The 25,736-nt window shown below is 55.2% G+C and carries 23 protein-coding genes; 8 read left to right on the forward strand and 15 right to left on the reverse strand.

Annotated elements, in window-relative coordinates:
* The first annotated feature begins 222 nt into the window (after positions 1–222).
* Positions 223–1,041: an AraC family transcriptional regulator gene (locus ABIE11_RS16840; RefSeq protein ID WP_107702511.1), complete on the forward strand. Its 819-nt coding sequence runs from the start codon at positions 223–225 to the stop codon at positions 1,039–1,041.
* Here the strand turns inward: ABIE11_RS16840 and araD are convergent, their stop codons facing one another.
* The 8 genes from araD to yiaK are packed head-to-tail and all read right to left on the reverse strand — an operon-like array spanning position 1,042 to position 8,598.
* Positions 1,042–1,737, reverse strand: a complete 696-nt coding sequence (gene araD, locus ABIE11_RS16845) for an L-ribulose-5-phosphate 4-epimerase (RefSeq protein ID WP_100778157.1) — start codon at positions 1,735–1,737, stop codon at positions 1,042–1,044.
* Positions 1,731–2,591, reverse strand: a complete 861-nt coding sequence (locus tag ABIE11_RS16850; protein WP_429184922.1) for an L-ribulose-5-phosphate 3-epimerase — start codon at positions 2,589–2,591, stop codon at positions 1,731–1,733. The genes araD and ABIE11_RS16850 overlap by 7 nt, the downstream gene beginning before the upstream one ends.
* 2 nt (positions 2,592–2,593) lie before the next feature.
* The gene (gene ulaD / locus ABIE11_RS16855) at positions 2,594–3,247 is read right to left on the reverse strand and encodes a 3-keto-L-gulonate-6-phosphate decarboxylase UlaD (protein ID WP_429184923.1); all 654 of its coding nucleotides are present in this window, start codon (positions 3,245–3,247) and stop codon (positions 2,594–2,596) included.
* Positions 3,244–4,749 carry an FGGY-family carbohydrate kinase gene (locus ABIE11_RS16860; RefSeq protein ID WP_429184924.1) on the reverse strand — a complete coding sequence of 502 codons (1,506 nt, stop codon included), beginning with the start codon at positions 4,747–4,749 and terminating at the stop codon, positions 3,244–3,246. Before ABIE11_RS16860 ends, ulaD begins: the two co-directional genes overlap by 4 nt.
* A 49-nt stretch (positions 4,750–4,798) precedes the next feature.
* Positions 4,799–6,118, reverse strand: a complete 1,320-nt coding sequence (locus tag ABIE11_RS16865) for an MFS transporter (RefSeq protein ID WP_100778153.1) — start codon at positions 6,116–6,118, stop codon at positions 4,799–4,801.
* 49 nt (positions 6,119–6,167) lie between these two features.
* A complete protein-coding gene (locus tag ABIE11_RS16870; protein WP_429184925.1) occupies positions 6,168–7,094 on the reverse strand; it encodes a DUF4862 family protein in 927 nt (308 codons plus the stop codon).
* A 27-nt stretch (positions 7,095–7,121) separates the two neighbouring features.
* Positions 7,122–7,589, reverse strand: coding sequence for a YhcH/YjgK/YiaL family protein (locus ABIE11_RS16875; RefSeq protein WP_102105034.1), 468 nt, complete (start codon positions 7,587–7,589; stop codon positions 7,122–7,124).
* Between the two features lie 10 nt (positions 7,590–7,599).
* Positions 7,600–8,598 carry a 3-dehydro-L-gulonate 2-dehydrogenase gene (yiaK, locus tag ABIE11_RS16880; protein ID WP_314521172.1) on the reverse strand — a complete coding sequence of 333 codons (999 nt, stop codon included), beginning with the start codon at positions 8,596–8,598 and terminating at the stop codon, positions 7,600–7,602.
* Between the two features lie 226 nt (positions 8,599–8,824).
* On the opposite strand from yiaK, the gene yiaJ reads away from it, so the two are divergent.
* Complete coding sequence (gene yiaJ, locus ABIE11_RS16885; protein WP_100778149.1) at positions 8,825–9,640, forward strand: IclR family transcriptional regulator YiaJ; 816 nt, start codon at positions 8,825–8,827, stop codon at positions 9,638–9,640.
* A 60-nt stretch (positions 9,641–9,700) separates the two neighbouring features.
* On the opposite strand, the gene avtA is transcribed toward yiaJ, so the two are convergent.
* A complete protein-coding gene (gene avtA, locus ABIE11_RS16890; protein ID WP_100778148.1) occupies positions 9,701–10,957 on the reverse strand; it encodes a valine--pyruvate transaminase in 1,257 nt (418 codons plus the stop codon).
* Positions 10,958–11,132: 175 nt separating this feature from the next.
* Entirely contained in the window at positions 11,133–13,163 is a 2,031-nt protein-coding gene (locus tag ABIE11_RS16895) for an alpha-amylase (protein WP_429184926.1), read from the reverse strand.
* Positions 13,164–13,477: 314 nt separating this feature from the next.
* Between ABIE11_RS16895 and ABIE11_RS16900 the strand changes: the two genes are divergently transcribed.
* Entirely contained in the window at positions 13,478–14,314 is an 837-nt protein-coding gene (locus ABIE11_RS16900; protein WP_102105031.1) for a protein bax, read from the forward strand.
* Positions 14,315–14,380: 66 nt separating this feature from the next.
* Here the strand turns inward: ABIE11_RS16900 and xylR are convergent, their stop codons facing one another.
* From xylR to xylF, 4 genes are all read right to left on the reverse strand, one after another.
* Positions 14,381–15,559: a D-xylose utilization transcriptional activator XylR gene (gene xylR / locus ABIE11_RS16905; RefSeq protein WP_100778145.1), complete on the reverse strand. Its 1,179-nt coding sequence runs from the start codon at positions 15,557–15,559 to the stop codon at positions 14,381–14,383.
* A gap of 25 nt (positions 15,560–15,584) precedes the next feature.
* Entirely contained in the window at positions 15,585–16,766 is a 1,182-nt protein-coding gene (xylH, locus tag ABIE11_RS16910) for a xylose ABC transporter permease XylH (RefSeq protein ID WP_102105030.1), read from the reverse strand.
* Positions 16,744–18,285, reverse strand: coding sequence for a xylose ABC transporter ATP-binding protein (locus ABIE11_RS16915; RefSeq protein ID WP_429184927.1), 1,542 nt, complete (start codon positions 18,283–18,285; stop codon positions 16,744–16,746). Before ABIE11_RS16915 ends, xylH begins: the two co-directional genes overlap by 23 nt.
* 70 nt (positions 18,286–18,355) lie before the next feature.
* Positions 18,356–19,348, reverse strand: a complete 993-nt coding sequence (xylF, locus tag ABIE11_RS16920) for a D-xylose ABC transporter substrate-binding protein (protein ID WP_100778142.1) — start codon at positions 19,346–19,348, stop codon at positions 18,356–18,358.
* A 373-nt stretch (positions 19,349–19,721) separates the two neighbouring features.
* Between xylF and xylA the strand changes: the two genes are divergently transcribed.
* The 4 genes from xylA (at position 19,722) to ABIE11_RS16940 (ending at position 24,171) form a co-directional block, all read left to right on the forward strand.
* Entirely contained in the window at positions 19,722–21,044 is a 1,323-nt protein-coding gene (gene xylA / locus ABIE11_RS16925) for a xylose isomerase (protein WP_102105140.1), read from the forward strand.
* Between the two features lie 108 nt (positions 21,045–21,152).
* Positions 21,153–22,607, forward strand: a complete 1,455-nt coding sequence (gene xylB / locus ABIE11_RS16930; protein ID WP_429184928.1) for a xylulokinase — start codon at positions 21,153–21,155, stop codon at positions 22,605–22,607.
* A gap of 104 nt (positions 22,608–22,711) precedes the next feature.
* Entirely contained in the window at positions 22,712–23,251 is a 540-nt protein-coding gene (locus ABIE11_RS16935; protein ID WP_429184929.1) for an isochorismatase family protein, read from the forward strand.
* On the forward strand, positions 23,251–24,171 hold the full coding sequence (locus ABIE11_RS16940; protein WP_429184930.1) for a GlxA family transcriptional regulator: 921 nt from the start codon (positions 23,251–23,253) through the stop codon (positions 24,169–24,171). The genes ABIE11_RS16935 and ABIE11_RS16940 overlap by 1 nt, the downstream gene beginning before the upstream one ends.
* Here ABIE11_RS16940 and ABIE11_RS16945 read toward each other — a convergent pair.
* Positions 24,164–25,159 (reverse strand): acyltransferase, encoded by a 996-nt coding sequence (locus ABIE11_RS16945; RefSeq protein ID WP_429184931.1) that lies wholly within the window; start codon positions 25,157–25,159, stop codon positions 24,164–24,166. The two genes, ABIE11_RS16940 and ABIE11_RS16945, sit on opposite strands and share 8 nt — an antisense overlap.
* Positions 25,160–25,342: 183 nt before the next feature.
* Between ABIE11_RS16945 and ABIE11_RS16950 the strand changes: the two genes are divergently transcribed.
* On the forward strand, positions 25,343–25,648 hold the full coding sequence (locus tag ABIE11_RS16950) for a YsaB family lipoprotein (protein ID WP_429184932.1): 306 nt from the start codon (positions 25,343–25,345) through the stop codon (positions 25,646–25,648).
* Positions 25,649–25,736: the final 88 nt, after the last annotated feature.

The raw sequence follows: 25,736 nt of genomic DNA on the forward strand, positions 1-25,736 counted from the left end.
CGATAACTCCTCGTGAAGGGGATTTTATTATGTTCTGCAAGGTACCCAATTCATTCTGCACTGAAAGTCAGCGCCAACAAGGGAAGGGAAAAGTATAAAAAGATGACGATTCCGACCTGATGATGAAAATGTGATTTCGATCGGGCGTAAATACAATTATTCATTAATAATCAACGTGCAAGATGAATATTAATATGATTTAAAGCGGGAAATTGAATACCGATGCTCGAATTATCCATAGCGCTTCCGATTCACGTTCAAAACGGCGGGTTATTTATTTCCCGGGGCGTTGGGCGTCATCCCGCCCGTAAATTAACCTCGTGGGAAATCATCTTTGTCGAAAAAGGGACGTTAACGATTCAGGAGGAAAATACGGTTTTCGAGGTGAAAGCGGGGGAGAGTTTGGTTTTATGGCCGAACCGTCGCCACGTGGGAACCGAAGATTTCCCGGCCGATCTGCGGTTTTACTGGCTGCATTTTGACGTTGAGGCTGAGCCGCACAGACCAGACGCTTTTGCGCAGCTCGCCATCGAACAACATTGCCGTGTTCGCGAGGCTTCTTATGTGGTGTCTCTTTTCCGTCAGTTCCTGACGGAGCAGGAGAAATTACAGCGAAGCGTGGCGCTGGAATTAATGCTGCTGCTGATTTTGCAGCAAATTTCGTTTTCGGTGGGAAACGAGGAAATTCAGGACGAAGCAGGCACGTCGATCGCGTGGAGAGCCAAACAAATTATCCGCACGCAATTTCATCTCCCCCTTTCGACCTCGCAGCTGGCAAAAGAGCTGCACTGTAATGCGGATTATCTGGGGCGCGTGTTTCGTCGCACCTTTCATTTAACGTTGACCGAGGCGATCCATCGCCAGCGCGTCCGCTCAGCGGAGAAACTGCTGCTTGATGACGCGTCCTCACTCACGGAGGTGGCCAATCGCTGCGGCTTTAATGATGTCGGGTATTTTCGCCAGATCTTTCGCAAACACACCGGACTAACACCCGCCGTCTGGAAACGGCGGTATTGTAAGGAGCATATCAATTCCGGCTGATCACTGGCCGTAATAGGCATTCGCCCCGTGCTTGCGTAGATAGTGTTTATCCAGCAGCTCTTGTTGCATGACCGGCAACTGCGGCGTCAGCTGGCGCGAGAAAAGGCCCATATAAGCGCACTCCTCCAGCACCACGGCGTTGTGGACCGCATCGGCGGCATCTTTACCCCAGGCAAACGGACCATGGGAGTGGACCAGTACCGCGGGGATCTGCATCGGGCTTAGATCGCGCTCTTCAAAGGTTTTGATGATCACCTCCCCGGTCTGATACTCATATTCGCCCGCAATTTCTGCGGGCGTCATCAGCCGCGTGCAGGGAATATCGCCATAGAAATAGTCCGCATGCGTGGTGCCCCAGGCGGGGAGATCCAGCCCGGCCTGGGACCAGATAGTCGCGTGACGCGAGTGGGTGTGGACGATGCCGCCAATCTCCGGGTAGCGGCGATAGAGCGCAAGATGCGTCGGCGTGTCGGACGATGGCTTTTTGCTGCCTTCCACCACTTTGCCGGTGGCGATCTCCACCACCACCATGTCGTCTGCGGTCATGACGTCATACTCGACGCCAGAGGGTTTGATGACCATCAGACCGCTTTCGCGATCGACTGCACTGACGTTGCCCCAGGTAAATGTCACCAGCTGGTGGGCGGGCAGCGCCAGGTTAGCGGCCAGGACCTCCGCTTTGAGTTGCTCTAGCATGTCATGCCTCCTTCCTGCATGCGGGCTTCGATCCAGCGCCGCGCTTCGATAATTTCCAGGACCGGCTCTTTCGCTTTTTCGGTCCACATTTCGATTAAAAATGCCCCGCGATAGTTGAGCTGATTCAGGGTGTTGAACACGCCGACAAAATCGACGCAGCCCTCGCCAAACGGCACATCGCGAAACTGTCCCGGGCTTTGTTTGGTAACGGGCTGCGTGTCTTTCAGGTGGATGGCGGCGATTCGGTCGATGCCGAGGGTCAGCTCGGCGGTGACATCGTTGCCCCAGGCACTCAGGTTGCCCACATCCGGATAGACGCTAAACCACGGCGAGGCGAGCATCTCATCCCACTTTTTCCACTTGCTGATGGAGTTCATGAACGCGGTATCCATGATCTCCACTGCCAGCATCACCTGCGCGGCGGCGGCCTGTTCCACCGCCCACGCCAGCCCTTCGGCAAAACGCTGCTGCGTGCCCGCGTCGTGCTCTTCGTAATAGACGTCGTAACCCGCCAACTGGATGGTGCGGATCCCCAGATCCCGCGCTAGTTTGATCGCTTTAGTCATGATCTCGCGGGCGCGTTGGCGCACGGTTTCATCGCGGCTGCCAAACGGAAAGCGGCGGTGCGCCGACAGGCACATGGACGGGATGGCGACGCCGGTTTCCAGCATGGCTTCGACCAGCGAGGCGCGCTGCGTGGTGCTCCATTCAAGCCGTGAGAGGCGCTCGTCGGTTTCATCCACCGACATTTCGACGAAATCAAAGCCGCAGCTTTTGGCTAACACCAGACGCTCCGGCCAGGAGAGATCCTTCGACAGCGCTTTCTCATAAATCCCTAACGGATGCTGACGCATGGTTATTCTCCCCAGATTTCGCGGAGTTGCGTGTGGAACGCCTGTGCCACCTGTGGTGGGTTAGCGGCCCCTGCCAACGCCCGTCCGGCGATAAAGGCTTTGACGTTAATCTCCCGGAACAGCGTTAAATCCGCTGGGGTGATGCCGCCGGTGATAGAAAGCTGCAGGCCGATATCCGACAGGGCTTTCATTCTCGCGAGATCCTCTTCTCCCCACTGCTGGCCGCTGGCCTGGGCGTCGCGCCCACGGTGATAAATCGCCTGTTTAACTCCAACGCGGTACCACGCGCGCGCATCGTTCAGCGTCCAGTTGCCAAACAGCTCCATCTGGATTTCGCACCCGCGTGCGGCAGCCACCGCGTGGCCTTTTTCAACGGTTGCCAGCGGTGCGGCGCAGATGATGGTCATCCAGTTTGCGCCCGCATCAAAGGCCTGCTGCGCCAGCGTTTCACCGGCGTCAGCCACTTTCCAGTCGGCGACGATGATTTTGTCCGGGCACTGCTGGCGCAACGCGCGGACGGCTGATAGGCCTTCCGTCAGGCACAAAATGGTGCCCGCTTCGACGATATCGACGTGGTCGTGCAGCAGCGAGACATCGCGCTGGGCGGCCTGAAGGCTGGTGTGGTCGAGCGCCAGCTGCAGTAATGGTCGGCTCATAGGTCGTGCTCCTTAATTCGGGCGTGATAACCCTGCAATGCTGAAATCAGTTGCTGATAGCGGTGATATTTATGCTGATAGGCGGCGTGAGCCTGCATATCCGGCTCAACGACGCGGATGGCGTGTTTGATATTTTGCTGCGCGGTAAAGAAGTCGGGATAAACCCCGGTGCCGACGAGGGCGGCCAGCGCCGCGCCGGAGCAGCCGGTCTCCTCGACCTGAGGCAGCTCAATCGCCAGGCCGCTGACGTCTGCCAGCATCTGCATCCAGACATCGGAATGGGTCGGGCCGCCGGTGACGCGCAGGGCAGACACATCGGTAAAGCGCTCCAGCATGCGGTTGAGGTGGGTCATATGACAGAACACCACTCCTTCATAAACCGCCTGCAGCAGGTGGGCGCGGGTATGGATCGCCTGCATGCCGTAGAAGCCGCTGGTCATCTCAAGCCCGGCGTTGCTGCCGTAGAGAAACGGCAGGAAAAACACGTCGCTTGCCGCTTTCGGCAGGCTGGCGACGGCCTGGTTGATCTCGTCAAAAGAGAGTTCGCCCCACTGTGCCGTGAGCCATTCAAGATTGCCGGAGGAGGTCGGGCTGGCTTCGTGAACGATGTACTGCTGCGGATGAACGTAGCGGCCATAGACGTAAGGGAAAGGTTCGTTATCGCGAATACCATTCGCAATACCGCTGGTGACAGCCCAGGTGCCCATCACCGCATTGAGCGTGTGCTCGTCGTGCAGCCCGGCGCAGATCGCGGTGGAAACCACATCAAACAGGCCTCCCACGACGGGCGTACCCGCCGCAAGACCGGTCAGGGAGGCTGCCTGAGAGGTGATTTCACCGCAAATTTCTGCTGAACCGACGATAGGCGGCAAGGCGCCGTCGATTTCAGCGATCCCAAGCCAGTGCGTCAGTTGCGGGTCGTAGGCGCCCGTGTTCATGTTGTAGAGATTGGATTCGGAAATGTTGCTCTCTTCGCAGCCCTTTTTGCCCGTCAGGCACCAGCGCAGATAGTCATGCGCCATCATTACGCAGCCGATTTGCTGGTAGCGCTTCGGCTCGTGCTCTTTAACCCAGCGCAGCAACGAGGCCGGGTGCCCGGTCCACAGGGTTTGCCGCGTGTGCGGGTAGAGCTTTTCGGGGATCTCGTCCTGCTGCCAACGTTGCACGATCGCAAGCGCCCGTCGGTCGGAGGAGAGAATGGCGTTGCCCAGGGGGCGATCCTGTTTATCCAGCAGAAACAGCCCCTTACCCTGCGCAGAAATGCCTACGCCTTTGATTTGATCGCCACGGACACCCGTGCGTTTGAGCAGTGCGGCGACGGTTTCGTGGCAGCGCTGCCAGAGCAGGGACATATCGCGCTCCGCATAGCCCGGACGCGGGCTAAGGGTGGCGACCGCACATCGTTCGATGCACTGTTCTTTACCCTGGCTGTTGTACAGACCGGCTTTCAGATAAGTACCGCCACAATCGATACCCAGCCAGAAGGGCTCTTTTTCACTCATCTTTGCGATTCTCTGTCGTTGCCGGGTGAGCGCAGCCCACCCGGCGTTTTCAGGCCACACGTTTGTGCGGATTCACCGTTGGATTGGGCTGTGCGCCGGCATCGCATTTCGCCGGCAGCAGCAGCGCTAACAACGAGGCCAGTGCCAGGGAGATCGCCAGGCAGTAAACCCCGGCATCTTTGCTGTAAAGGGTGATCAGCACGCCGACAGCGTAAGGGCCGCAGAAGCCGCCAAGATTGCCAAGCGCGTTGATCACACCGCGCGCACCACCGGCCATTTCTGCACTGAACAGACGTGCCGGAATGGTCCAGAAGACGCCCGCTGCCGACTGCAGGAAGAAACCGCAGCCCACCAGCGCGGCGTAGGCCAGCCAGATGTTTTCTTTCAGCGCCACGGAGAGGAACATGCACAGAGCAAAACCGATCAGCGGCAGGGAGACGAACAGCTTGCGCTTGCCGGTGCGGTCAGAGAGGGAAGAGAACAGGAACATCCCGGCAATCGCGCCGACATACGGCAGAATGGCGAGCATCCCCACCTGGCCCATCGTCGAATGGGTTAGCTCCTTCAGAATGGTTGGCAGCCAGAGGGTGTAGCCGTAAATACCGGTCTGGTAGAAGAAGTTAAGGGCGATCAGCTGCCACATGGTTTTGTCCGACAGCACCGCACCGAGCGAGGCATTTTTCACCTCTTTGCCTGCGATGGCGCGCTGCTCGGCGGCCAGCGTTTCAACCAGATAGTTTTTCTCGGCGGCGGAAATCCATTTCGCCTCCTGCGGGCGGTCATAGATGGTCAGCGTCCAGAGAACCAGCACCACCAGGGACAGCAGGCCTTCAATGATGAACAGCCAGCGCCAGTCGAGAGCCGTAATGATCCAGCCGGAGAGCGGGGCGGTAATGATCCCGGCAATGGGCACGAACATAATCACGATCGCGTTGGCGCGACCGCGCTCGGCGTCCGGGAACCAGTTGCTGATCATGGTCAGCACCACCGGCAGCATTCCGCCTTCGGCGACACCGAGTAAAAAGCGCAGTGCCAGCAGCTGATACTGATTGGTGACGATGCCCGTCAGCACGGAGATCACCGCCCAGGCCACCAGCGACCAGCCGATGAATTTTTTACCGCTGCCGTGCACCGCGATTTTGCCGCCGGGAACTTGCAGGAACAGATACCCGATAAAGAATATTCCGCCTGCCAGCCCCGCCATGGTGGCGGTAATCCCTAATTCCTCATCCATACCGCCTGGCATGGCGAAGGCAATATTGACACGGTCCATATAAGAGATAATACAGGCGATAAGAATAGGCGGAATTATTCTTAACCAGCGTTGGCGCGGAATATCCGCATGTAGAGCACGAGAAGAAATAGTCATAATTAATGTCTCATTAAGGTAATCGGCTCGGGAATACAGGTTTTTATTTTTATTGTGCTGCTTTTTTTATAACGCTAATACCGTCGCGCAAAATGGCAATGCGATGGCTGACGTCAGCATTAGCATTTATTTCCAGTAATTTGATACCGGAGAATTTCAATGTTGCGGCGCTCGCCGCAGTAAATAGCTCAGTGACTTTTTCAGGCGTCATTAAACTGTCGGGGCAGAACGACGAAAATGGCGCGTGAAGATCCTGCCAGTCGCCGTAATCGCCCGTCGCCGTGGTGCCAGAAAACATCAGTGCGCCGAGCTTTCCTGCCTTCTGCGCGGCCTGAACATGCGCGACAGGCAGTGCAGTGTCGCGCCCTTCGATGGCTGAGCGCGCCCAGTTAATACAAACGCTGATATCTGTGTCGTCCAGCACCTCCAGAACGTTTTCAAGAGGGAGAAACCCTTTTCGTGGCGCGCGGCCTGTCATGGCATCGCAGTGTTCCAGCACCAGATCGCATGGCCAGTACCAGGCGGCGATTTCTTTCATCGAACGAGAGAACGCCTCGGTGGCTTGCGCTACGCAGGGGTTGCCAGACTGCGGCGCGGCCTGCATTTCCAGGGCGATCACTTTCCCGGGGAAGCGGGTGTTAACGGCGACAATTTTCTCAAGTAGGTGACGATAAAATGTCACGCTTTCACGACGCTGATCTTCATCGGCGGAGGCCAGGCCAAACCCGCCGTTGGCGCCGCGCCGACGCATGGTTTCCATCACCGCCGTGACCACGATTTGCCAGTCCCCCGGCGTGTGGCGAAACAGCCACTCATCCCCCAGCGGGTGGAGGTTATCCAGGCACGGTTGTTCAAGACCGCGAATATCGGGTGTATCAGCTAACTGACGCCAGAAATCGCGCTCCTCCTGTTCCCCTTTCTGGTGAAACGAGGGTGCGCAGGGGTACGCACCAATAATAAAACCGGTGTGAGTCATTTGGCTTTCCTGTCTAATTCAGAAAAATTACATTAATTCGCTGACAGCCACTTTGACGACAATTTTACGAATGGCCGACTCCTTGTGTTTATGACATTGCGGGCGATGAACATCCTGCGGGAAAAATATGGCGTAACTGCCTGGAATCATTTCAATCAGCGATTCATTTTCCATCTGGTGATAAAAAATAATATCGCGCTGTTCCAGTAATGATTCGCTTATTTCGTTATTACCGGTGTCGATCGCAAAACCTATTTTCTCTTCGCCCCACGCCAGAAATTGAATATCCAGATAGCGGCGATGGACTTCCGGGCGGTTTTCGTGATGCGGCCGGGTGGTGAGATCGAGAACCTGCGCGAAGATAGCGCGCCCGTCGATCTCCACCACGCCGGGTTCCAGCGTGGTGAAATCCGTGGTGCGTAAAAACGCGAGCGCCCGTTCTATCGCCTGCGGCAGACGGCAAGGATTGGGCTGTGAAATATGTCCGAATATCATACGTCACTCCTTACAGCGACTGGATCTTCGCCCATACGCTGTCATCAATGGTGATGCCATTGCGACGGTTCTCTTCCAGCAGACGGGTAAATTCATGCCCCGGCAGGCGCACGGCGACGTCGTCGTCAGAGCGTTCAGCGGTGGTGATGAAATCCATAATGCGCTGCAGTTTGGCATCACGGGTTTTGCCGTCGATCAGCTTGTCCACTTCGATGGCGATAAAGATCTGCGACACACCGTATTCATCGCTATTGTCCTGCGTCACTTCCGCCACGGACGAACCGTTGGACAGCAGGGTGGCGATCATGTCCAGCACGATAGACAGACCCGAACCTTTCCAGTAGCCCATTGGTAAAATGCGGCGGTTTTTCTCGATCACTCCCGGCTCTTTGGTCAGATTGCCTTCGTCGTCAAACCCGCCGTCTACCGGCAGTTCGCGCCCTGCCAGACGGTTCACTTCGAGCATGCCGTAGGAGAACATCGACATCGACATATCCACCATGGTGATGGGATTTGATGGAATGGCGACGATCAGCGGGTTGGTGCCGATGCGACACTCTTTCGCGCCCCACGGCGGCATGACGGCGATAGAGTTGGTCCAGCAAATTCCGATATAGCCCTTTTCAGCGGCCTGCCAGCCGTAGCTGCCGCCGCGCATCCAGTGGTTGGCATTGCGCAGTGCCACCAGACCAATTCCGTGATCCGAGGCCAGTTCGGTTGCGCGATCCATCATTTTTTTGGCCGTCAGATTGCCGATGGAGCGCTGGGCGTCCCACTGCTCAATGGCTCCCAGCGTGGTGATGCGCTTCGGCTGCGCGTCAGGAATGATGTCCCCGGCGTCCAGCTGCTGAATGAAACGCGGAAAACGGTTAACGCCATGTGAATAGACGCCTGATTCGGTGGTGCGCGCAAACATCTCTGCGCAGGCATCGGCGGTTTCTGCCTTGACGCCACGGTTGAGCAGCACCTGATTGAATGCCGCTTTCAACTCGTCAAAGGTCACTTTCATCCCTGTTCTCCTGTTCGTATGAGGGGCGCGTGTGAGTGCTTTTTTATCTCTAAATTTCACATTGCGAAATCTGATTTCAAATATAGCGATCAATTTTTGTCAGATCAACGACATTCATGTTTTTCAAAATGTAGTAAAATCAACGAATTGTGTTTTTAATGCTGAGATCGTGAACTGAACCACACTTTGCGCTACCATCAGGACGCGATTAACGGAGAACGATGTAATGAGCATGAAAGAGAGCGAGATGACGCAAGAAAAAGAGAGGCCAGCAGGCAGCCAGAGCTTGTTTCGCGGCCTGATGCTGATTGAAATTCTCAGTAACTATCCGAACGGGTGTCCGCTTGCGCATTTATCTGAACTTGCCGGCCTGAATAAAAGCACCGTGCATCGGTTACTGCAGGGTTTGCAGTCGTGCGGCTACGTTACCCCCGCGCCTGCGGCGGGCAGCTATCGTCTGACCACGAAATTTATCGCCGTGGGGCAAAAAGCGCTGTCGTCGCTCAATATTATTCACGTGGCGGCGCCCCATCTGGAAAATCTGAATATCGTGACGGGCGAAACGGTGAACTTCTCCAGCCGGGAAGACGACCATGCGATTCTGATCTACAAGCTGGAACCGACGACCGGAATGCTGCGCACGCGCGCTTATATCGGCCAGCACATGCCGCTCTACTGTTCTGCAATGGGGAAAATCTACATGGCGTTCGGCCATCAGGATTACGTGGCGAGCTACTGGCAGAGCCATCAGGAGCAGATTCAGCCTCTGACCCGTAATACCATCACCGAGCTGAGCGCGATGTACGACGAGCTGGAGGAGATCCGCTCCCGCAGCATGGCGATGGATAAAGAAGAGAACGAACTGGGCGTGTCCTGCATTGCGGTCCCGGTGTTCGATATTCACGGGCGGGTGCCGTATGCCATTTCTATTTCCCTTTCGACCTCGCGCATGAAGCAGGTGGGGGAAAAGAATCTGCTTAAACCGCTGCGCGAAACCGCTGAAGCGATTTCACAAGAGCTTGGGTTCACCGTGCGCGGATAAGTGCTAAAAAAAAGCCAGATGTAGAATCTGGCCTTTTTTTGTTGTTCTGCGGGTACGCGGTTAGTGGCCGCCTTCACTCCAGGCCAGCTCGATCTCTTCGGCCAGGATTTTCACCCCGGCTTCGATTTTCTCTGGGTCTGGCACGTAGTTCATTCGCATACACTGATGCGTATGCGGCCACGGCTTATCAAGCCCCGGGAAGAAGTAATCCCCCGGAACCATCAACACGCCGCGCTTTTTCAGGCGCTGATACAGCAGCTCGGTGGTGATCGGCAGATCCTTAAACCACAGCCAGAGGAAAATCGCCCCTTCAGGTTTGTGGATCAAGCAGCGATCTTCGGGCAAATAGCGGCGAATTGTCGCGATAGTTTCTTGCACGCGCTGGTAGTAAAACGGCTTTATCACGTCATTCGACAGGCGCAGCAGATCGTTGCGCTTAATCATTTCGCACATCATGGCCGGGCCCATTCCGCCCGGCGCCAGGCTGATGATGCCGTTCATATTGGTGATGGCGCTGATGATTTTTTCATTGGCGATGATGATGCCGCAGCGGCTGCCCGGCAGGCCCAGTTTCGAGAGGCTCATGCACAGGACGATGTTCGGATTCCACAGCGGACGGGCTTCGCTAAAGATAATGCCGGGGAACGGCACACCGTAGGCGTTATCGATCACCAGTGGAATACCGTGCTGATTGGCCAGCACGTCCAACTTCATCAGCTCTTCGTCAGTGATGACGTTGCCCGTCGGGTTGGTCGGGCGTGAGACGCAAATCATGCCGGTCTCTTCGCCGATGTGCAGGTGTTCAAAATCGACGTGATACTTGAACTGGCCTTCGGGCAGTAGCTCAATATTAGGGCGAGCGGAGACGAACAGATCCTCTTCCAGCCCGGAGTCGGCATAGCCGATGTACTCCGGCGTCAGCGGGAACAGCACTTTTTTGGTGCTGCCATCGGCGCGACGTCCTGCAAAAAGGTTAAACAAGTAGAAAAATGCGCTCTGGCTGCCGTTTGTCAGTGCAATATTCTGTGGTTCGATATCCCAACCCAGTTCGTCGCGCAGCATATCTGCCAGCAGCGTCAGTAGCTCAGTTTTGCCTTGCGGGCCATCGTAATTGCACAGCGCATCAGTGGCTTTGCCGTTTTGCAGCATCTCCGCCAGCAGGTTGTGGAAGTAGTCGTTCATGGCCGGGATTTGGGCCGGATTTCCCCCGCCGAGCATGATGGCGCCCGGTGTGCGCAGCCCGTCGTTGAGATCCTCCATCAGGCGGGTAATGCCTGAATGGCGGGTGAATTTATCGCCGAAAAGTGAAAACGTCATAACAGGTGATCTGGCATTCTTATAATGAAAGTGGGTAACCATAACGCTAGCATCGTGCGGGTGCAAATCGAGGGAAGAGGGGAGGATCGTTGTTTTGTTTTGCTGATTTGTATTTGTTTGGTGAATTATTCTGGTTGAAGATCGTCCCCTCCGCTTGAAGGGGACGCCGCAGGCGTTAGTGATTTCCGGCCCAGACCACCATCACTTTATCGTCCTGGTGCTGGCGCACAAAAGCGTAGCCTTGCGCGAGGGAGAGGGTGGTTTGCGTACCCTCGCCAATAGCCGGATGGCGCGCCCGGAACTGCCCGAGAATTTGCCAGTGTTTGACGCCCGAAGCCTGGCTGCCGGTGACGTCCTGCCAGTTCATGTCTGAGCGTGTGCCTTGCAGCGGATCGGAACCGGTTGGGCCAAATGGCCGTGCTGATTCGTCACCGTAATAGATCTGCACCGACCCCGGAGAGAGCAGCAGCAGTTCTGCCGCGCGCTGGCCACCTTCGCGGAACAGGCGCGTGTCGTGAGACGAGAGATAGCTCAGGACGTTGAAGCTCTGTAACTTTTCCGCCATCTGCTGCCAGGTAACATCAATATCCGCCAGACAATCGACGGCTTTGGCGGCCTGCTCCTGATAGTCAAAATTGATCATCGCATCGAAACCATGGCGGTAATAGTCGCTTTGCATCACGCCATGGCCCCATGATTCACCCGTCATCCAGAACGGGGCATCATCCAGCTTTTTGTCCGGATTAGCGTGCTTCCACGCTTTCAGTGCCTGAGTGGATTTATCCTTCAGCTCTTGCCAGGCGGGCAGTTCAACGTGTTTAGCCGTATCCACCCGGAAACCGTCAATGCCGTAGTCGCGCACCCACTGACTGAGCCAGTGGGTAAGATAATTGCGCGGGGTATAACCGGCGATCGCTTCGGCGTGGCTGTCCGGCTTATGGCGGTAGAAATTCGGTAAACCGGAAGGGGTGGTCGATTCGGTTTTGAGATCGGGTAAAAAGGCCAGCGACATGGTCAGATCGTCAAACCCAGGATTGTCATAATCGCCGATATCGGTGCGGATCCAGTGTTTGCCCCACCACTTTTCCCACCCGGCTTTGTCGCTGAAATTGATGTAGTCGTTAAAGCTGTGCCAGCTTTGCCCGGGCGCGGGTTTCCAGTCGGTCCAGCGTTCGCCCAGCGTTTTTTTCAACTCATCGCCCTGCAGGTACAATGCGCCAAACTGATACTCCTGCATATCCGCAAGCGTGGCGTAGCCGACGTGGTTCATCACGACGTCAAACAGAATGCGGATACCGCGCTTGTGCGCCTCGTCGACCAGGTGGCGGAGATCGTTTTCGCTGCCCATGTTGGCGTCGAGTTTTGTCCAGTCCTGCGTGTAGTAGCCGTGATAGGCATAGTGCGGGAAATCGCCTTTGGTGCCGCCGCCTACCCAGCCGTGAATTTGCTCCAGCGGCGAGCTAATCCACAGGGCGTTGACGCCAAGCTGCTGGAGATAATCGAGCTTGCTGGTGAGTCCTTTAAGATCGCCGCCGTGGAAGGTGCCAATTTCCTGCATGCCGTCTTTGTGACGGCCATAGCTGTTGTCATTAGACGGATCGCCATTCACGAAGCGGTCTGTCAGCACAAAGTAGACGGTGGCGTTTTGCCAGCTGAATGGCGCGGCTTTATCTGTTTCTGCCCGTTCTAGCAGGAGCAGACCGTTGCTGTTCGCGGCGGGTTGCAGGGTGATTTTCCCTTGCTGCACCGTGGCCGTCTGCTGACTGTAGAAATCCCGTACCACGGAGCCTTCCGGGAAAGTGTCTTTCACCTCAATGGTGAGCGGTTTACCGTCCCATTTCGGGCACTGGCGAGTGACCTCTGCGATGGGTTTCTCTGCGGCACTTTGCACCGTCAACATCACCGTTGGCGTGCCAGAGCGCGTATCAATGCGCATCTGATAATCACCCTCGCGGAACAGGCGCCACTGAGGTGGCGTTCCCTCGCAGGGCTTAAGCGACATCATCTCATTGAGTTTAATGGGATTTGTGGGCTGCCAGCACGCATTGTCAAAATTGAGGGTCAGAGGACGAGTACCCTTCGCGAGCTTTGCATGGCTTGTGAACACCCCAGCGCCTTCGGCGTTAAAGGTAGAAAAGCCGGGAGATGACCAGTCTGCATTCGCTATCGCGGGCAGTAGCAAAAGAGCTAAAGCGGAGCGTTTCATTCCATTTTCCTGTCGCGGCAATTTTAACCAGTGTGCCATCAGGTTTATCGCGCTGACTCCTCCCTCTGAGCTTTATGGCGGGATGAGTCGAAAGGGTGAGTGATCTCGCGCAAAATTAGGCGTTTATCTGCGATATCGCACACAAATTTGTAGAAATGATGGTTAAGTGAGCAAGTTTCAGGTGACATAGTTTCGGAATTAGACTATTTCTTTGGATGCTCTTGAAGACTATTTTTGATATGATTTGAGATTCCGCTCTCAATTTTGTGAAAAAAATAAGGTGTTGGAATGCATATATCCGACCAGGAGAACTAATGATATCGACTCCCATACGACGATTTGGGGCTACGATACTCATGTTGCTCACCGTGACGTTTTCAGGTGAGGTGCTTGCGAAGACGCACACGGATACAACGAGTAAAAAAGCCCACGTCATAAAGACGACCAGCAGTAGCAGTAAGATTAAGGTTAGCAGTAAACAAGAGTATTCTCGCAATAGTGTAAAGAGCAGTTCACTTCCTGATTTGCGAAAATACCCTTCCGGGACACCAAGGAAAAAAGCGTTTCTCCGGACGGTAATGCCTTATATTACAAGCCAAAATTCTGCAATTACTGCAGATCGTAACTGGCTGGTTTCAAAACAGTACGAAAGCCGTTGGTCACCCAGCGAACGCGCACGTCTTAAAGACATCGCGAAGCGCTACAAGGTGAGCTGGAATGGTAATACCCGCCGCGTGCCGTGGAACTCACTGCTTGAGCGCGTGGATATTATTCCAGGCAGCATGGTCGCGACCATGGCAGCCGCAGAGAGTGGTTGGGGCACGTCAAAACTGGCGCGTAACAACAACAATCTCTTCGGCATGAAGTGCGCCAAAGGCCGCTGTAACAACGCGCCAGGCAAAGTGAAAGGCTATTCGCAGTTCGAATCGGTTAAAGATTCCGTGAATGCCTACGTGGTAAACCTGAACACGCATCCGGCCTACTCTTCGTTCCGTAAGTCACGCGCTCAGCTGCGTAAAGCGGACCAGGAAGTGACGGCGAGTACCATGATTCACAAGCTAAAAGGGTATTCAACGCAGGGGCAGAGCTACAACAACTACCTGTTTGCGATGTACCAGGATAACCAGCGCTTAATTGCCGCACACATGTAAGCCTTCTCTAAAAAACGCCTTCCATCGGAAGGCGTTTTTCTTTGCTGAATCAGCGCTACAACAGCGTTATACCAACACTTCGCTATACCGCTCCCGATACTCTTTCGGCGTGGTGTCGTACTCTTTCTTAAATACCGAATAGAAATACTGCAGTGACGGATAGCCGCACATCTGTGAAATTTCGTTGATCGACAGAGAAGTTGAGATCAGCAGGCTACGGGCTTTCTCCAGTTTTTCGGCGTGAATCACCGCGTGGATTGTCTCCCCGACCTCTTCTTTAAAGCGCTTCTCCAGATTTGAGCGAGAAATACCGACCGCGTCCAGCACCTGATCCACTTTGATGCCTTTACAGGCATGGTTACGGATGTAGTGCATGGCCTGAATGACCGCCGGATCGTTTAACGAGCGGTAGTCCGTGGAGCGGCGCTCCACTACGCGAACCGGCGGCACCAGCAGGCGCTGAAGAGGCAAGGATTCGTTATCCAGAAGACGATGAAGTAATTTCGCGGCCTGATAGCCCATCTGACGCGTCCCTTGTGCCACCGACGACAGGGCCACGCGCGACAGATAGCGCGTCAGCTCTTCGTTATCGATGCCAATGACGCACAGTTTCTCAGGAACCGGAATGTGCAGATGATCGCAGACCTGCAGCACGTGGCGCGCGCGGGCATCCGTGACGGCAATAATGCCCGTTTGCGGCGGCAGGGTTTGCAGCCAGTCGGCCAGTCGATTTTGTGCGTGCTGCCAGTTCTCTGGTGCGGTCTCCAGCCCCTGATAGACCACGCCCCGGTATTTCTCCTGCGCGACGATCTGGCAAAACGCATATTCGCGCTCCATCGCCCAGCCTTTGCCACTGGAGGAGGGCAGGCCGTAAAAGGCGAAGCGGTGTACGCCTTTTTCTTTTAAATGCAAAAAGGCGCTCTCGACCAGCGCGTGATTGTCCGTTGCGATGTAGTGGACCGGAGGGTACTTTTCGGGCGAGTGATATGAGCCGCCGACGCCCACAATCGGGACGTCGACGTCGGTCAGCAACTGCTCGATCACGGGATCGTCGTAATCGGCGATCACGCCATCGCCCAGCCAGTCTTTGATGTTTTCAATGCGGGTGCGGAAATCTTCTTCAATAAAAATATCCCACTCCGATTGCGACGCCTGCAAATATTCACCCACGCCTTCAACTACCTGACGGTCATAGGCTTTGTTGGCGTTGAATAACAACGTAATGCGGTGACGCTTCTCAAACATGGTTTATCTTTCCCAAATCAGTGACTCATGCCCGTCGCTTGGTCGCGGAGTCCATCCAGACCGCCAGCAACAAAATGGCGCCTTTAACGATATACTGCCAGAAGGTCGGAACGTCCATCATACTCATTCCGTTATCCAGCGACGCCATAATAAATGCCCCCATTACTGCGCCCGCAACGCTCCCGATGCCTCCTGCGAGGCTGGTTCCACCAATGACGCACGCGGCGATAGCATCCAGCTCGGCAATGTTACCGGCAGAGGGAGAACCGGCGCCGAGGCGCGAGCTTAAAATCAGCCCGGCGATGGCCACCATCAGACCATTAATCGCAAACACGGCGAGTTTGGTGCGCTCCACATTGATCCCTGAAAGACGTGCGGCCTCTATATTGCCGCCGATGGCGTAAATGCGTCGGCCAAAAGCGGTGCGAGTCGCCATAAACATACCGGCCAGCAACAGCAGGGTCAGAATCAGCACGGGCGTCGGCACGCCACGATAATCATTCAGGAGCCAGATCGCGCCCAGCACAATGACGGCGGTCAGCGCCTGCCGCCCGACGACCGACGTTGAAGGTGTTGAGGCGAGTCCCAGCGCCTGACGGCGCATTCTGGCGCGCCACTGCCACGCGATGAATGCCATCAGGCCGATAGCGCCGAAGGTAAAACCAACGCCATCGGAGAGATAACTTTGACCAATTTGCGACATCGACGCGCTGGTGGGTGAAACTGTTGTGCCATTGGTGATGCCGATCAGAATGCCACGAAATGCGAGCATCCCCGCCAGGGTGACGATGAATGAAGGCACCTTACGATACGCCACCCACCAGCCATTCCAGGTGCCGAGCAGCAGGCCGAGCACCAGCGTGACAGCCACCGTCAACGGCAACGGCCAGCCGAGCCAGACGTCAAAGATTGCGGCGACACCGCCCAGTAACCCCATCATCGAACCGACCGACAGATCGATTTCGGCAGAGATAATGACGAACACCATTCCGACTGCCAGAATGCCGGTAATCGCCGTCTGGCGCAGCAGGTTGGAGATGTTGCGCGCGCTTAAATACGAACCGTCGGTCATCCAGGTGAAGAACAGCATGATGGCGATAATGGCTGCGATCATGACGAAAACCTGTAGGTTCAACGCTTTAAATCCCGAGAACAAACCTGGCGCAGACACAGGGACTTTGATATCAGACGGGTTGCTTTTCGACATGACGTTCGCTCCTCAGGGCGGCTTCCATCACCTGTTCCTGGGTCAGGTTTTGGTTGATCAAATTGGCTTTCAGTTTGCCTTCATGCATGACCAGAACGCGATCGCTCAGGCCGAGCACTTCGGGCAGTTCGGACGAGATAACAATGACCGCGATGCCCTGTTGCACCAGCAGGTTAATGAGTTTGTAGATTTCATATTTTGCGCCGATGTCGATTCCACGCGTCGGCTCATCCAGAATCAGGATGCGTGGATTCAAAAGCAGGCAGCGCGCCAGAATCGCTTTCTGCTGATTGCCCCCGCTCAGCCGCCCGATGGCCAGCTCAGATGATGATGTTTTAACTTTCAGGCGCGCTAAAGACTGGAGAATGCACTGCTGTTCCGCCGCATCGTCCAGGCTGCTTAGCGCACCCGAAAACTGGTTGAGGGCCGCGAGAGTGATGTTTTTCCCCACTGCCATGACCGGCACAATGCCGTCTTTTTTACGGTCTTCCGGGACCATCGCGATGCCCTTGGCGATGGCCTGCTGACAGCTGTTGATCTGTACGAGCTGGCCGTCGAGATAAATGCTGCCTTCCCAGCGGCCCGGCCAGACGCCAAACAGGCACTGGACCGCTTCGGTTCGCCCTGCACCGACTAAACCGGCAATGCCGAGGATCTCCCCGCGCCGCAGCGAGAAGGAGACATTGTTGACGCGTTTGATATGGCGGTTAACCGGATGCCAGGCGGTCAGGTTTTCGACTCTTAAGATTTCGTCCCCGGTGGTGTGCGGCTCGTTTGGGTAGAGCGCGGTGAGTTCGCGGCCCACCATCATGGTAATGATGTCGTCTTCACTCATCCCGGCAGCTTCTCGTGTGCCGATGTGTTGCCCATCGCGGATAACGCAGATGGTGTCCGAGATGGCTTTCACTTCATTGAGTTTGTGAGAAATATAAATGCAGGCGATGCCGTGATGCTGTAGGTCGCGGATGATATCCAGCAGGACCGCGGTTTCTTGCTCAGTCAGCGATGCGGTAGGTTCATCGAGGATCAGCAAGCGCACCTGTTTGTTCAGTGCTTTGGCAATTTCGACCAGTTGCTGCTGCCCTAACCCCAGATCGCCGACGCGGGTATTGGGCGAAATTTGAAGGCTGACCTGAGCCAGCAGCTTTTCACAGCGCAGGGTCATGGTGTCGTAGTCCAGCACGCCGAAGCGTGAGATTTCGGCACCGAGGAAAATATTCTCCAGCACCGTGAGATGCTTCACCAGCGCCAGCTCCTGGTGAATGATGGCGATCCCTTTGCGCTCCGTGTCGCGAATGTGCGTGGCTTGCAGCGTTTCACCGGCAAAGACGATTTCACCGTCATAGCTGCCGTGCGGGTAGATGCCGCACAGCACTTTCATCAGCGTGGATTTGCCAGATCCGTTTTCACCGCACAGCGAGACAATCTCGCCAGGGTTCAGGCGCAGGCTCACGTTGTCGACGGCTTTCACCGCGCCAAAAGCTTTGGTAATGCTTTTCATTTCAAGTAAATACGGCATAACTGCTCCACATGACCCGAGTCAAATCGTACAAGTCGACATGCCCCCGCAAAGCAGGGGCGATGCGGGATTACAGTTCGCTTTTCTTGTGGAAACCGTCTTTCACGACGGTGGAATCAATGTTCTCTTTGTTGACTTCGATTGGCGTCAGCAGACGGGCAGGGACATCTTTCAGGCCGTTATTCAGTTTGGAATCGGCCTTAGGCTGCTGATCGTTGCCCAGCTCAACGGCGATTTCCGCAGCAGTAGTGGCCAGTTCGGTGATAGGTTTGTAGACCGTCATGGTCTGGGTGCCGGCAATAATACGTTTTACGCCCGCGAGATCCGCATCCTGACCGGAAATCGCGACTTTACCGGCCAGACCTTGCGCACTCAGCGCCTGAATTGCACCGCCCGCAGTGGCATCGTTGGAAGCGACCACAGCGTCAATTTTGTTATTGTTCGCGGTTAACGCGTTTTCCATAATTTTCAGCGCATTTTCCGGCAGCCAGCCGTCGGCCCACTGATCGCCCACCACTTTAATTTTACCGTCGTCGATATACGGCTTAAGGACTTTCATTTGCCCTTCACGGAATAATTTGGCGTTGTTATCAACAGGGGAGCCGCCCATCAGGAAATAATTCCCCTGCGGCACTTTATCGACCAGACTTTGCGCCTGAATTTCACCGACTTTTTCGTTGTCGAAGGAAATATAAAAATCAATGTCAGCGTTATTAATCATTCGGTCATAGGCTAAGACTTTAATTCCTTCTTGTTTGGCCTCTTTTACCACATTACTTAACACCTGGCCGTTGTAAGGAATTATCACCAGCACATCTACGCCGCGGTTAATCATATTTTCGATTTGCGACATTTGCGTTTCTTCATTGCCATTCGCAGATTGAACAAACACTTTTGCACCGAGAGATTCCGCTTTATTCACAAAAATATCGCGGTCTTTTTGCCAGCGCTCCAGGCGCAGGTCGTCAATGGCCATTCCGATTTTGACTTCTTTTGCATGCCCCGCAAAGCTGGTTAGCAGTAGCGAAGCACAGAGAGTAAGGCACAGGTTTCTTATCGTCATAATTATTTTACCTTTTTCTGTAGGGTGGTAAGGCTGAGACAAAAGAATCATTCACTGCCAGATACGCAGCAAATTCTTAACGGGGAAAGGCAAACTGGCAATTACAGATTTTTATCTTCTCATTACGATATTTGGTTTATTTGCGAATTTATGACCGTGATCTGATTTTAAAATGTGCAACTTATTAATTACACATGATTCTGGAATAAGCGCCGAAAAATCGTTTGCTTGCGTATTATTTTTGCGAGCCAGCGCACGTTTGTGCATTCTCTCAATAGCAGTGTGAAATAACGTAATTGAGCAAGCTGCAATGAGTATTCACTATTACTCCATTATCGATTACTCGCCGCACCTCTTGATTATGGAGTTCAATATGCAAGCTTATTTCGACCAACTCGATCGCGTTCGCTACGAAGGCCCAAAATCCACCAATCCTTTAGCATTTCGTCATTACAACCCGGATGAGCTGGTACTCGGTAAGCGCATGGAAGATCACCTGCGTTTCGCTGCCTGCTACTGGCACACCTTCTGCTGGAATGGCGCGGATATGTTTGGTGTCGGCTCGTTTGACCGCCCATGGCAGCAGCCTGGCGAAGCGCTGGAACTGGCGAAGCGCAAAGCCGATGTGGCATTCGAGTTTTTCCACAAGCTGAACGTCCCGTACTACTGCTTCCACGATGTGGACGTTTCGCCGGAAGGGGCCTCGCTGAAGGAGTATCTGAACAACTTTGCGCAGATGGTGGAATATCTGGGCGAGAAGCAGCAGAAAAGTGGCGTCAAGCTGCTTTGGGGGACGGCGAACTGCTTCACGAACCCGCGCTATGGTGCCGGTGCGGCGACCAACCCTGATCCTGAAGTGTTCAGCTGGGCTGCCACTCAGGTGGTAACGGCTATGAACGCCACCCATCAGCTGGGTGGTGAAAACTACGTGCTGTGGGGCGGTCGCGAAGGCTATGAAACCCTGCTTAACACTGACCTGCGTCAGGAGCGTGAGCAGATTGGCCGTTTCATGCAGATGGTGGTCGATCACAAACACAAAATCGGGTTCCGTGGCACCTTGCTGATTGAGCCGAAGCCACAGGAGCCAACCAAGCACCAGTACGATTACGACGTGGCGACGGTCTACGGCTTCCTCAAACAATTTGGTCTGGAAAAAGAGATCAAAGTGAATATCGAAGCCAACCACGCCACGCTGGCGGGGCACTCTTTCCATCATGAAATTGCCTCTGCTATCGCGCTGGGCATCTTTGGCTCTGTCGATGCCAACCGTGGCGATCCGCAGCTCGGCTGGGATACCGACCAATTCCCAATTAGCGTGGAAGAGAATGCGCTGGTGATGTACGAAATCATCAAAGCAGGCGGGTTTACTACCGGCGGCCTGAACTTTGACGCCAAAGTGCGCCGTCAGAGTACCGATAAGTACGATCTGTTCTACGGCCATATCGGCGCGATGGACACCATGGCGCTGGCGCTGAAAGTGGCGGCCCGCATGATTGAAGACGGTGAACTGGATAAACGCGTTGCGAAGCGCTATTCCGGCTGGAACAGTGAACTCGGCCAGCAAATTTTGAAAGGGCAGTTATCCCTTGCCGAGATCGCGAAGTACGCTGAACAACATAGCCTGGCGCCGAGCCATCAGAGTGGCCACCAGGAACTGCTGGAAAACCTGGTCAATCACTATTTGTTCGATAAATAGTCAGTGTCGCCGGGCGGTGCTGAGCCTGCCCGGCCTACGGAAAATATTGGTATTGTAGGCCCGGTACGCTTCGCGCCACCGGGCGTTTCTGTTAAAGGAGTCACCGCAATGTATATCGGGATTGATCTTGGCACATCGGGTGTGAAAGCCATCCTGTTAAACGAGCAGGGCGACGTACTGGCCTCACACACTGAGAAGCTGCACGTTTCGCGCCCACATCCCCTATGGTCAGAACAAGACCCCGAACAGTGGTGGCAGGCGACGGATCGCGTGATTAAAGCGCTGGGCGAACTGCACAGTCTGCGTGAGGTAAAAGCGCTGGGGATTGCCGGGCAGATGCACGGCGCCACGCTGCTGGATAGCGCGCACCGTGTGCTGCGTCCGGCGATTTTGTGGAATGACGGCCGCTGCGCCGAAGAGTGTGCCATCCTCGAAGAACGGGTGCCGACGTCACGGCAAATTACCGGTAACCTGATGATGCCGGGCTTTACGGCACCGAAGCTGCTGTGGGTCCAGCGTCATGAGCCGGACGTTTTTAAGCAGGTGGCGAAGGTCTTGCTGCCAAAAGATTATCTGCGTTTTCGCATGACGGGTGATTTCGCCAGCGACATGTCGGACGCCGCAGGGACGATGTGGCTCGATGTCGCTAAACGCGACTGGAGCGAGGCGATGCTGGATGCCTGCCAGCTGACACGCGATCACATGCCTGCGCTCTTCGAAGGCAGTGAAATCACCGGCGTGCTGAATCCGTCGATTGCGGAAAGCTGGAATATGCCTGCCGTGCCGGTAGTGGCGGGCGGTGGCGACAATGCGGCGGGGGCGGTGGGCGTGGGAATGGTGGATGCCGGGCAGGCAATGCTGTCGTTAGGCACCTCGGGCGTCTATTTTGCCGTCAGCGACGGGTATCGCAGCAATCCGGTAAGCGCCGTACACAGTTTCTGCCATGCGTTGCCGGGGAAATGGCATCTGATGTCGGTGATGCTCAGCGCCGCGTCATGCCTTGACTGGGCGGCAAATCTAACGGGTCTTAAGGACGTTCCGGCGCTGATCGCGGCGGCCCAGCAGGCCAATGAGGATGCCGGTGCCGTGTGGTTTTTACCCTACCTTTCCGGTGAGCGCACACCGCACAACAACCCAGAGGCGAAAGGCGTGTTCTTTGGTCTGACGCATCAGCATGGCCCAGCCGAGCTGGCGCGTGCGGTGCTGGAGGGTGTTGGTTATGCGCTGGCAGACGGGATGGATGTGGTTCATGACTGCGGCCTTAAACCGACCAGCATTACCCTCATCGGCGGAGGCGCGAGAAGCAGCTACTGGCGGCAGATGCTGGCGGATATCAGCGGCTTGCAGCTTGATTACCGCACCGGTGGCGACGTTGGGCCTGCACTGGGCGCAGCTCGTCTGGCGCAGATTGCGCTGAACCCGGACCAACCGCTTTCGCAGCTACTTCCGCAGCTCACGCTTGAGCAGGAACATAAGCCGGATGCGGCGCGTCATAGCCGCTACGCCGAACGGCGCGAAGTGTTCCGCAAAATCTATCAGCAGCTCTTGCCGTTAATGTCGTAAGGCGACGTTGTCCCAATGGAACATGAGGATGTCCTTTTTTGGTCTTCTCGTGGAGCCGTCTCCTCGTCAGTATAGGGTTATACCCACTGGCGAGGAGAATCACCATGTCGCGCACCGCATTAATCAATATCGATACTCAGCAGTCGTTCCATCACCGTGAATACTGGCAGGAAGAGGGTTTTGAGGCATTTCAACAGGCCATGCTGGGGCTGATTGAAGCCTGTGAATCGCGCGATATCCCCGTTGTGGATATCTTTCATGTCGACGATGCCGGGCCGTTCTCACTGCAAAGCGGTTATGTCACCCCGATGTCCTTTTTACGTCATCAGCCTGCGGTCGCTTTCCAGAAGCATGTGCATAATGCCTTTACCGATACGGGCCTTGACCACTGGTTGCGCGAACGGGATATTAATCGTCTGATCATCTGTGGTCTGCGTACGGAACAGTGCTGCGAAACCACCGCGCGAGTGGCCTCGGATTTGGGCTATGCGGTGACCTTCGTCAGTGAAGCGACGCTGACCTTCCCGATGACCTGGAAGGGCATCACGCTCGATACCCACGAGCTGCGCCATCGTACCGAAACGGTTCTGGCCGGGCGTTTTGCAGAAATTAAAACTGTGGCGGAGACGCTGGAGTCGCTCTGATGAGTATCGACGTCTGGTTTGTGATGTTGCCGGGAGTACTCGCGCTGGATATGTCCGGCCCGGCAGAAACCTTTGTGCTGGCAGGCGATGCGTTTCGCCTGCACTACATCGGCCCGCAGCCGGAGGTCCCCACCTCGATTGGCCTGACGATGGGCGGAATTGCGCCTCTTCCCGAGACGCTGCCCGAAGGCAGTTTGCTGGTTTTACCGGGCGTGAGTGATTCGCGCCATCAGTTTTCGACGCCTCAGGCACAGAGCGTTCAGCACTGGCTGATGCGCCTGCAGCCCGAAATTCACCGTCAGGCCATCACGGTTATGTGCGTTTGCTCCGGAGCACTGCTGGCGGCGAAGTCGGGTTTACTCAATGGCAAGCAGTGCACAACGCATCACGATGTTATCGGGCGTCTTCGCGACGCGGCCCCCGGTGCGCTAATCAAAGAGAATCGTATTTTTGTGCAGGACGGTAACATCTGGACCAGTGCCGGGATCACCTCAGGGATTGATCTCGCTCTGCGCCTGATGAGCCGCCTGTGTGGGCCGGAAAAGGCGCTGGCTGTAGCCCGAGAAATGGTGGTGTGGTTCCGACGTTCGGGCGACGATCCTCAGCTCTCGCCGTGGTTGCGTTATCGCAATCATCTGCACCCGGCCATCCATCGCGCGCAGGATGCGCTGACCGCCGAACCGCAAAAAGGCTGGCAACTGGCCGATATTGCGGCTCTGGCGCATGTCAGCCCCCGGCATTTAACACGTCTTTTTCAGGAACATCTGGGGATCAGCGTGCGCGATTATCTGGAGCAGCTGCGGCTGGCGATTGCACAGCAATGGCTGTTGCAGGGGCGCGGCGTGGAGCAGGCGTCCATCGCCGCAGGGTTTTCGTCTCCACGCCAGTTTCACCGGGCAAAGCAGCGTGCAATCAACTGACAAACCGGCGCGTGTCCACGCGCTGCAGCAGCATCGACAGCAGCAGGCTGATGAGCAACGTCGCGGTGAAAATCCAGACGATATCCAGCAACGGCCAGCTTTTCAGCTCAAGTCCCCGCGTGCGCAGGGCGTGGATCACCAATGCGTGAAAGCCATAAATCCCGAGGGAGTGGCGTGAAATCAGCCCCAGTAGCGGAAGTGGGCGCGTGTTTAGAGTGTTTTTGACCAGCGTCAACAGCGAAACGGCGCAGATAAAGACCATCGGGCCGCAGTACACATACCAGGTGTCGGCAAAGTTCCCGCGCCAGCGCAGCTCATAGAGGGTTCCGCGTGAGATCACAAACACCGCCCCGATGAACAGCGCGGCGCAAAGCCACGTCAGCCAGGGCTTGCGCGTATCCAGCATACCGATTGCTCGCCCGAGCATTCCGTAAATCACGTAGTAAAACGTGTCGCCGTTAATATAGAGATTGATCGGCAGCCATTCGAAGCCGCCTATTTTCTGCGAAACGGTATTAGGATTGGCAAGCAGGCCAATCACCACCATCAGCGCCAGTAGCATCTTCCCACCGACGTTTTTGACCTGAATCAGCGGGGAGACGAGATAAATTACGATGATGGCGAAGAAAAACCACAGATGGTAGAAAACGGGTTTTTGCAGCAAATTCTTCAGCGACAGTTCGGCGTTTATCGACGTAAACAGGCTGATATAAAGCAACGCCACGGCGCTGTAAAACAGCAGGCACAGGCCAATGCGCAGGAAATGGCGCGGTTGTGCGCTGCGCTCACCGAAAAACAGATAACCGGAAATCATGAAAAACAGCGGGACGCTGACGCGCGATGCCGAGTTGAGGATATTGGCGATATCCCAGTTCATTGGGCTGATGCTGTGGGCATTGGTGATGTACCAGGTCGTGGTATGAATCATCACGACCATCAAACAGGCTATCCCTCGCAAATTATCAATCCAGCTAATTTTTGACTGCATCAGTTCCTCTGTGTTGGTGGTAAATACGGTCTGACTGTCATTGTGTGCTAGCCTCTCACTGGATAATTCTGAGTTTGCTTGGGCGCGCTTGAACGAAAGTCGCGAGATTCGCAGAATGCCGGGCCATAATCTATAAAGTTTTAATACTAAAAATAACAGCCAGAAAATAGGGCGGTAATAAAAATGATGATCACGCGCGCTGCGTCACTGATTCTGCTGGTTTTACTTGCAGGGTGCAGCTCACAGGAAGACGCTCCGGCACAGCGGGCGCAAAAAAGCAAAGTCAGCCCGGAACGCTCGTTAAATATGGAGCAGCTGTGTAAGGATCAGGCCGCCCATCGCTATAATACCGGCACTCAGAAAATTGATGTGACAGGCTTTGAGCAATTTCAGGGCAGCTATGAGATGCGCGGGTCTACGGCACGTAAAGAGGGCTTTGTCTGCTCTTTTGACGCAGACGGGCAGTTTTTGCATCTCTCAATGCGCTAAGCGCCTTATTTCCCCAATTTTCCCTAAACAAACCCGTTTCGTACTGTATATCTTGCAGTCAGCGGGTATACTGATCCCTTCCATTTAA

Source organism: Lelliottia sp. 489, assembly GCF_050435885.1.
In the GTDB taxonomy this organism is placed as follows: Bacteria; Pseudomonadota; Gammaproteobacteria; order Enterobacterales; family Enterobacteriaceae; genus Enterobacter; species Enterobacter nimipressuralis.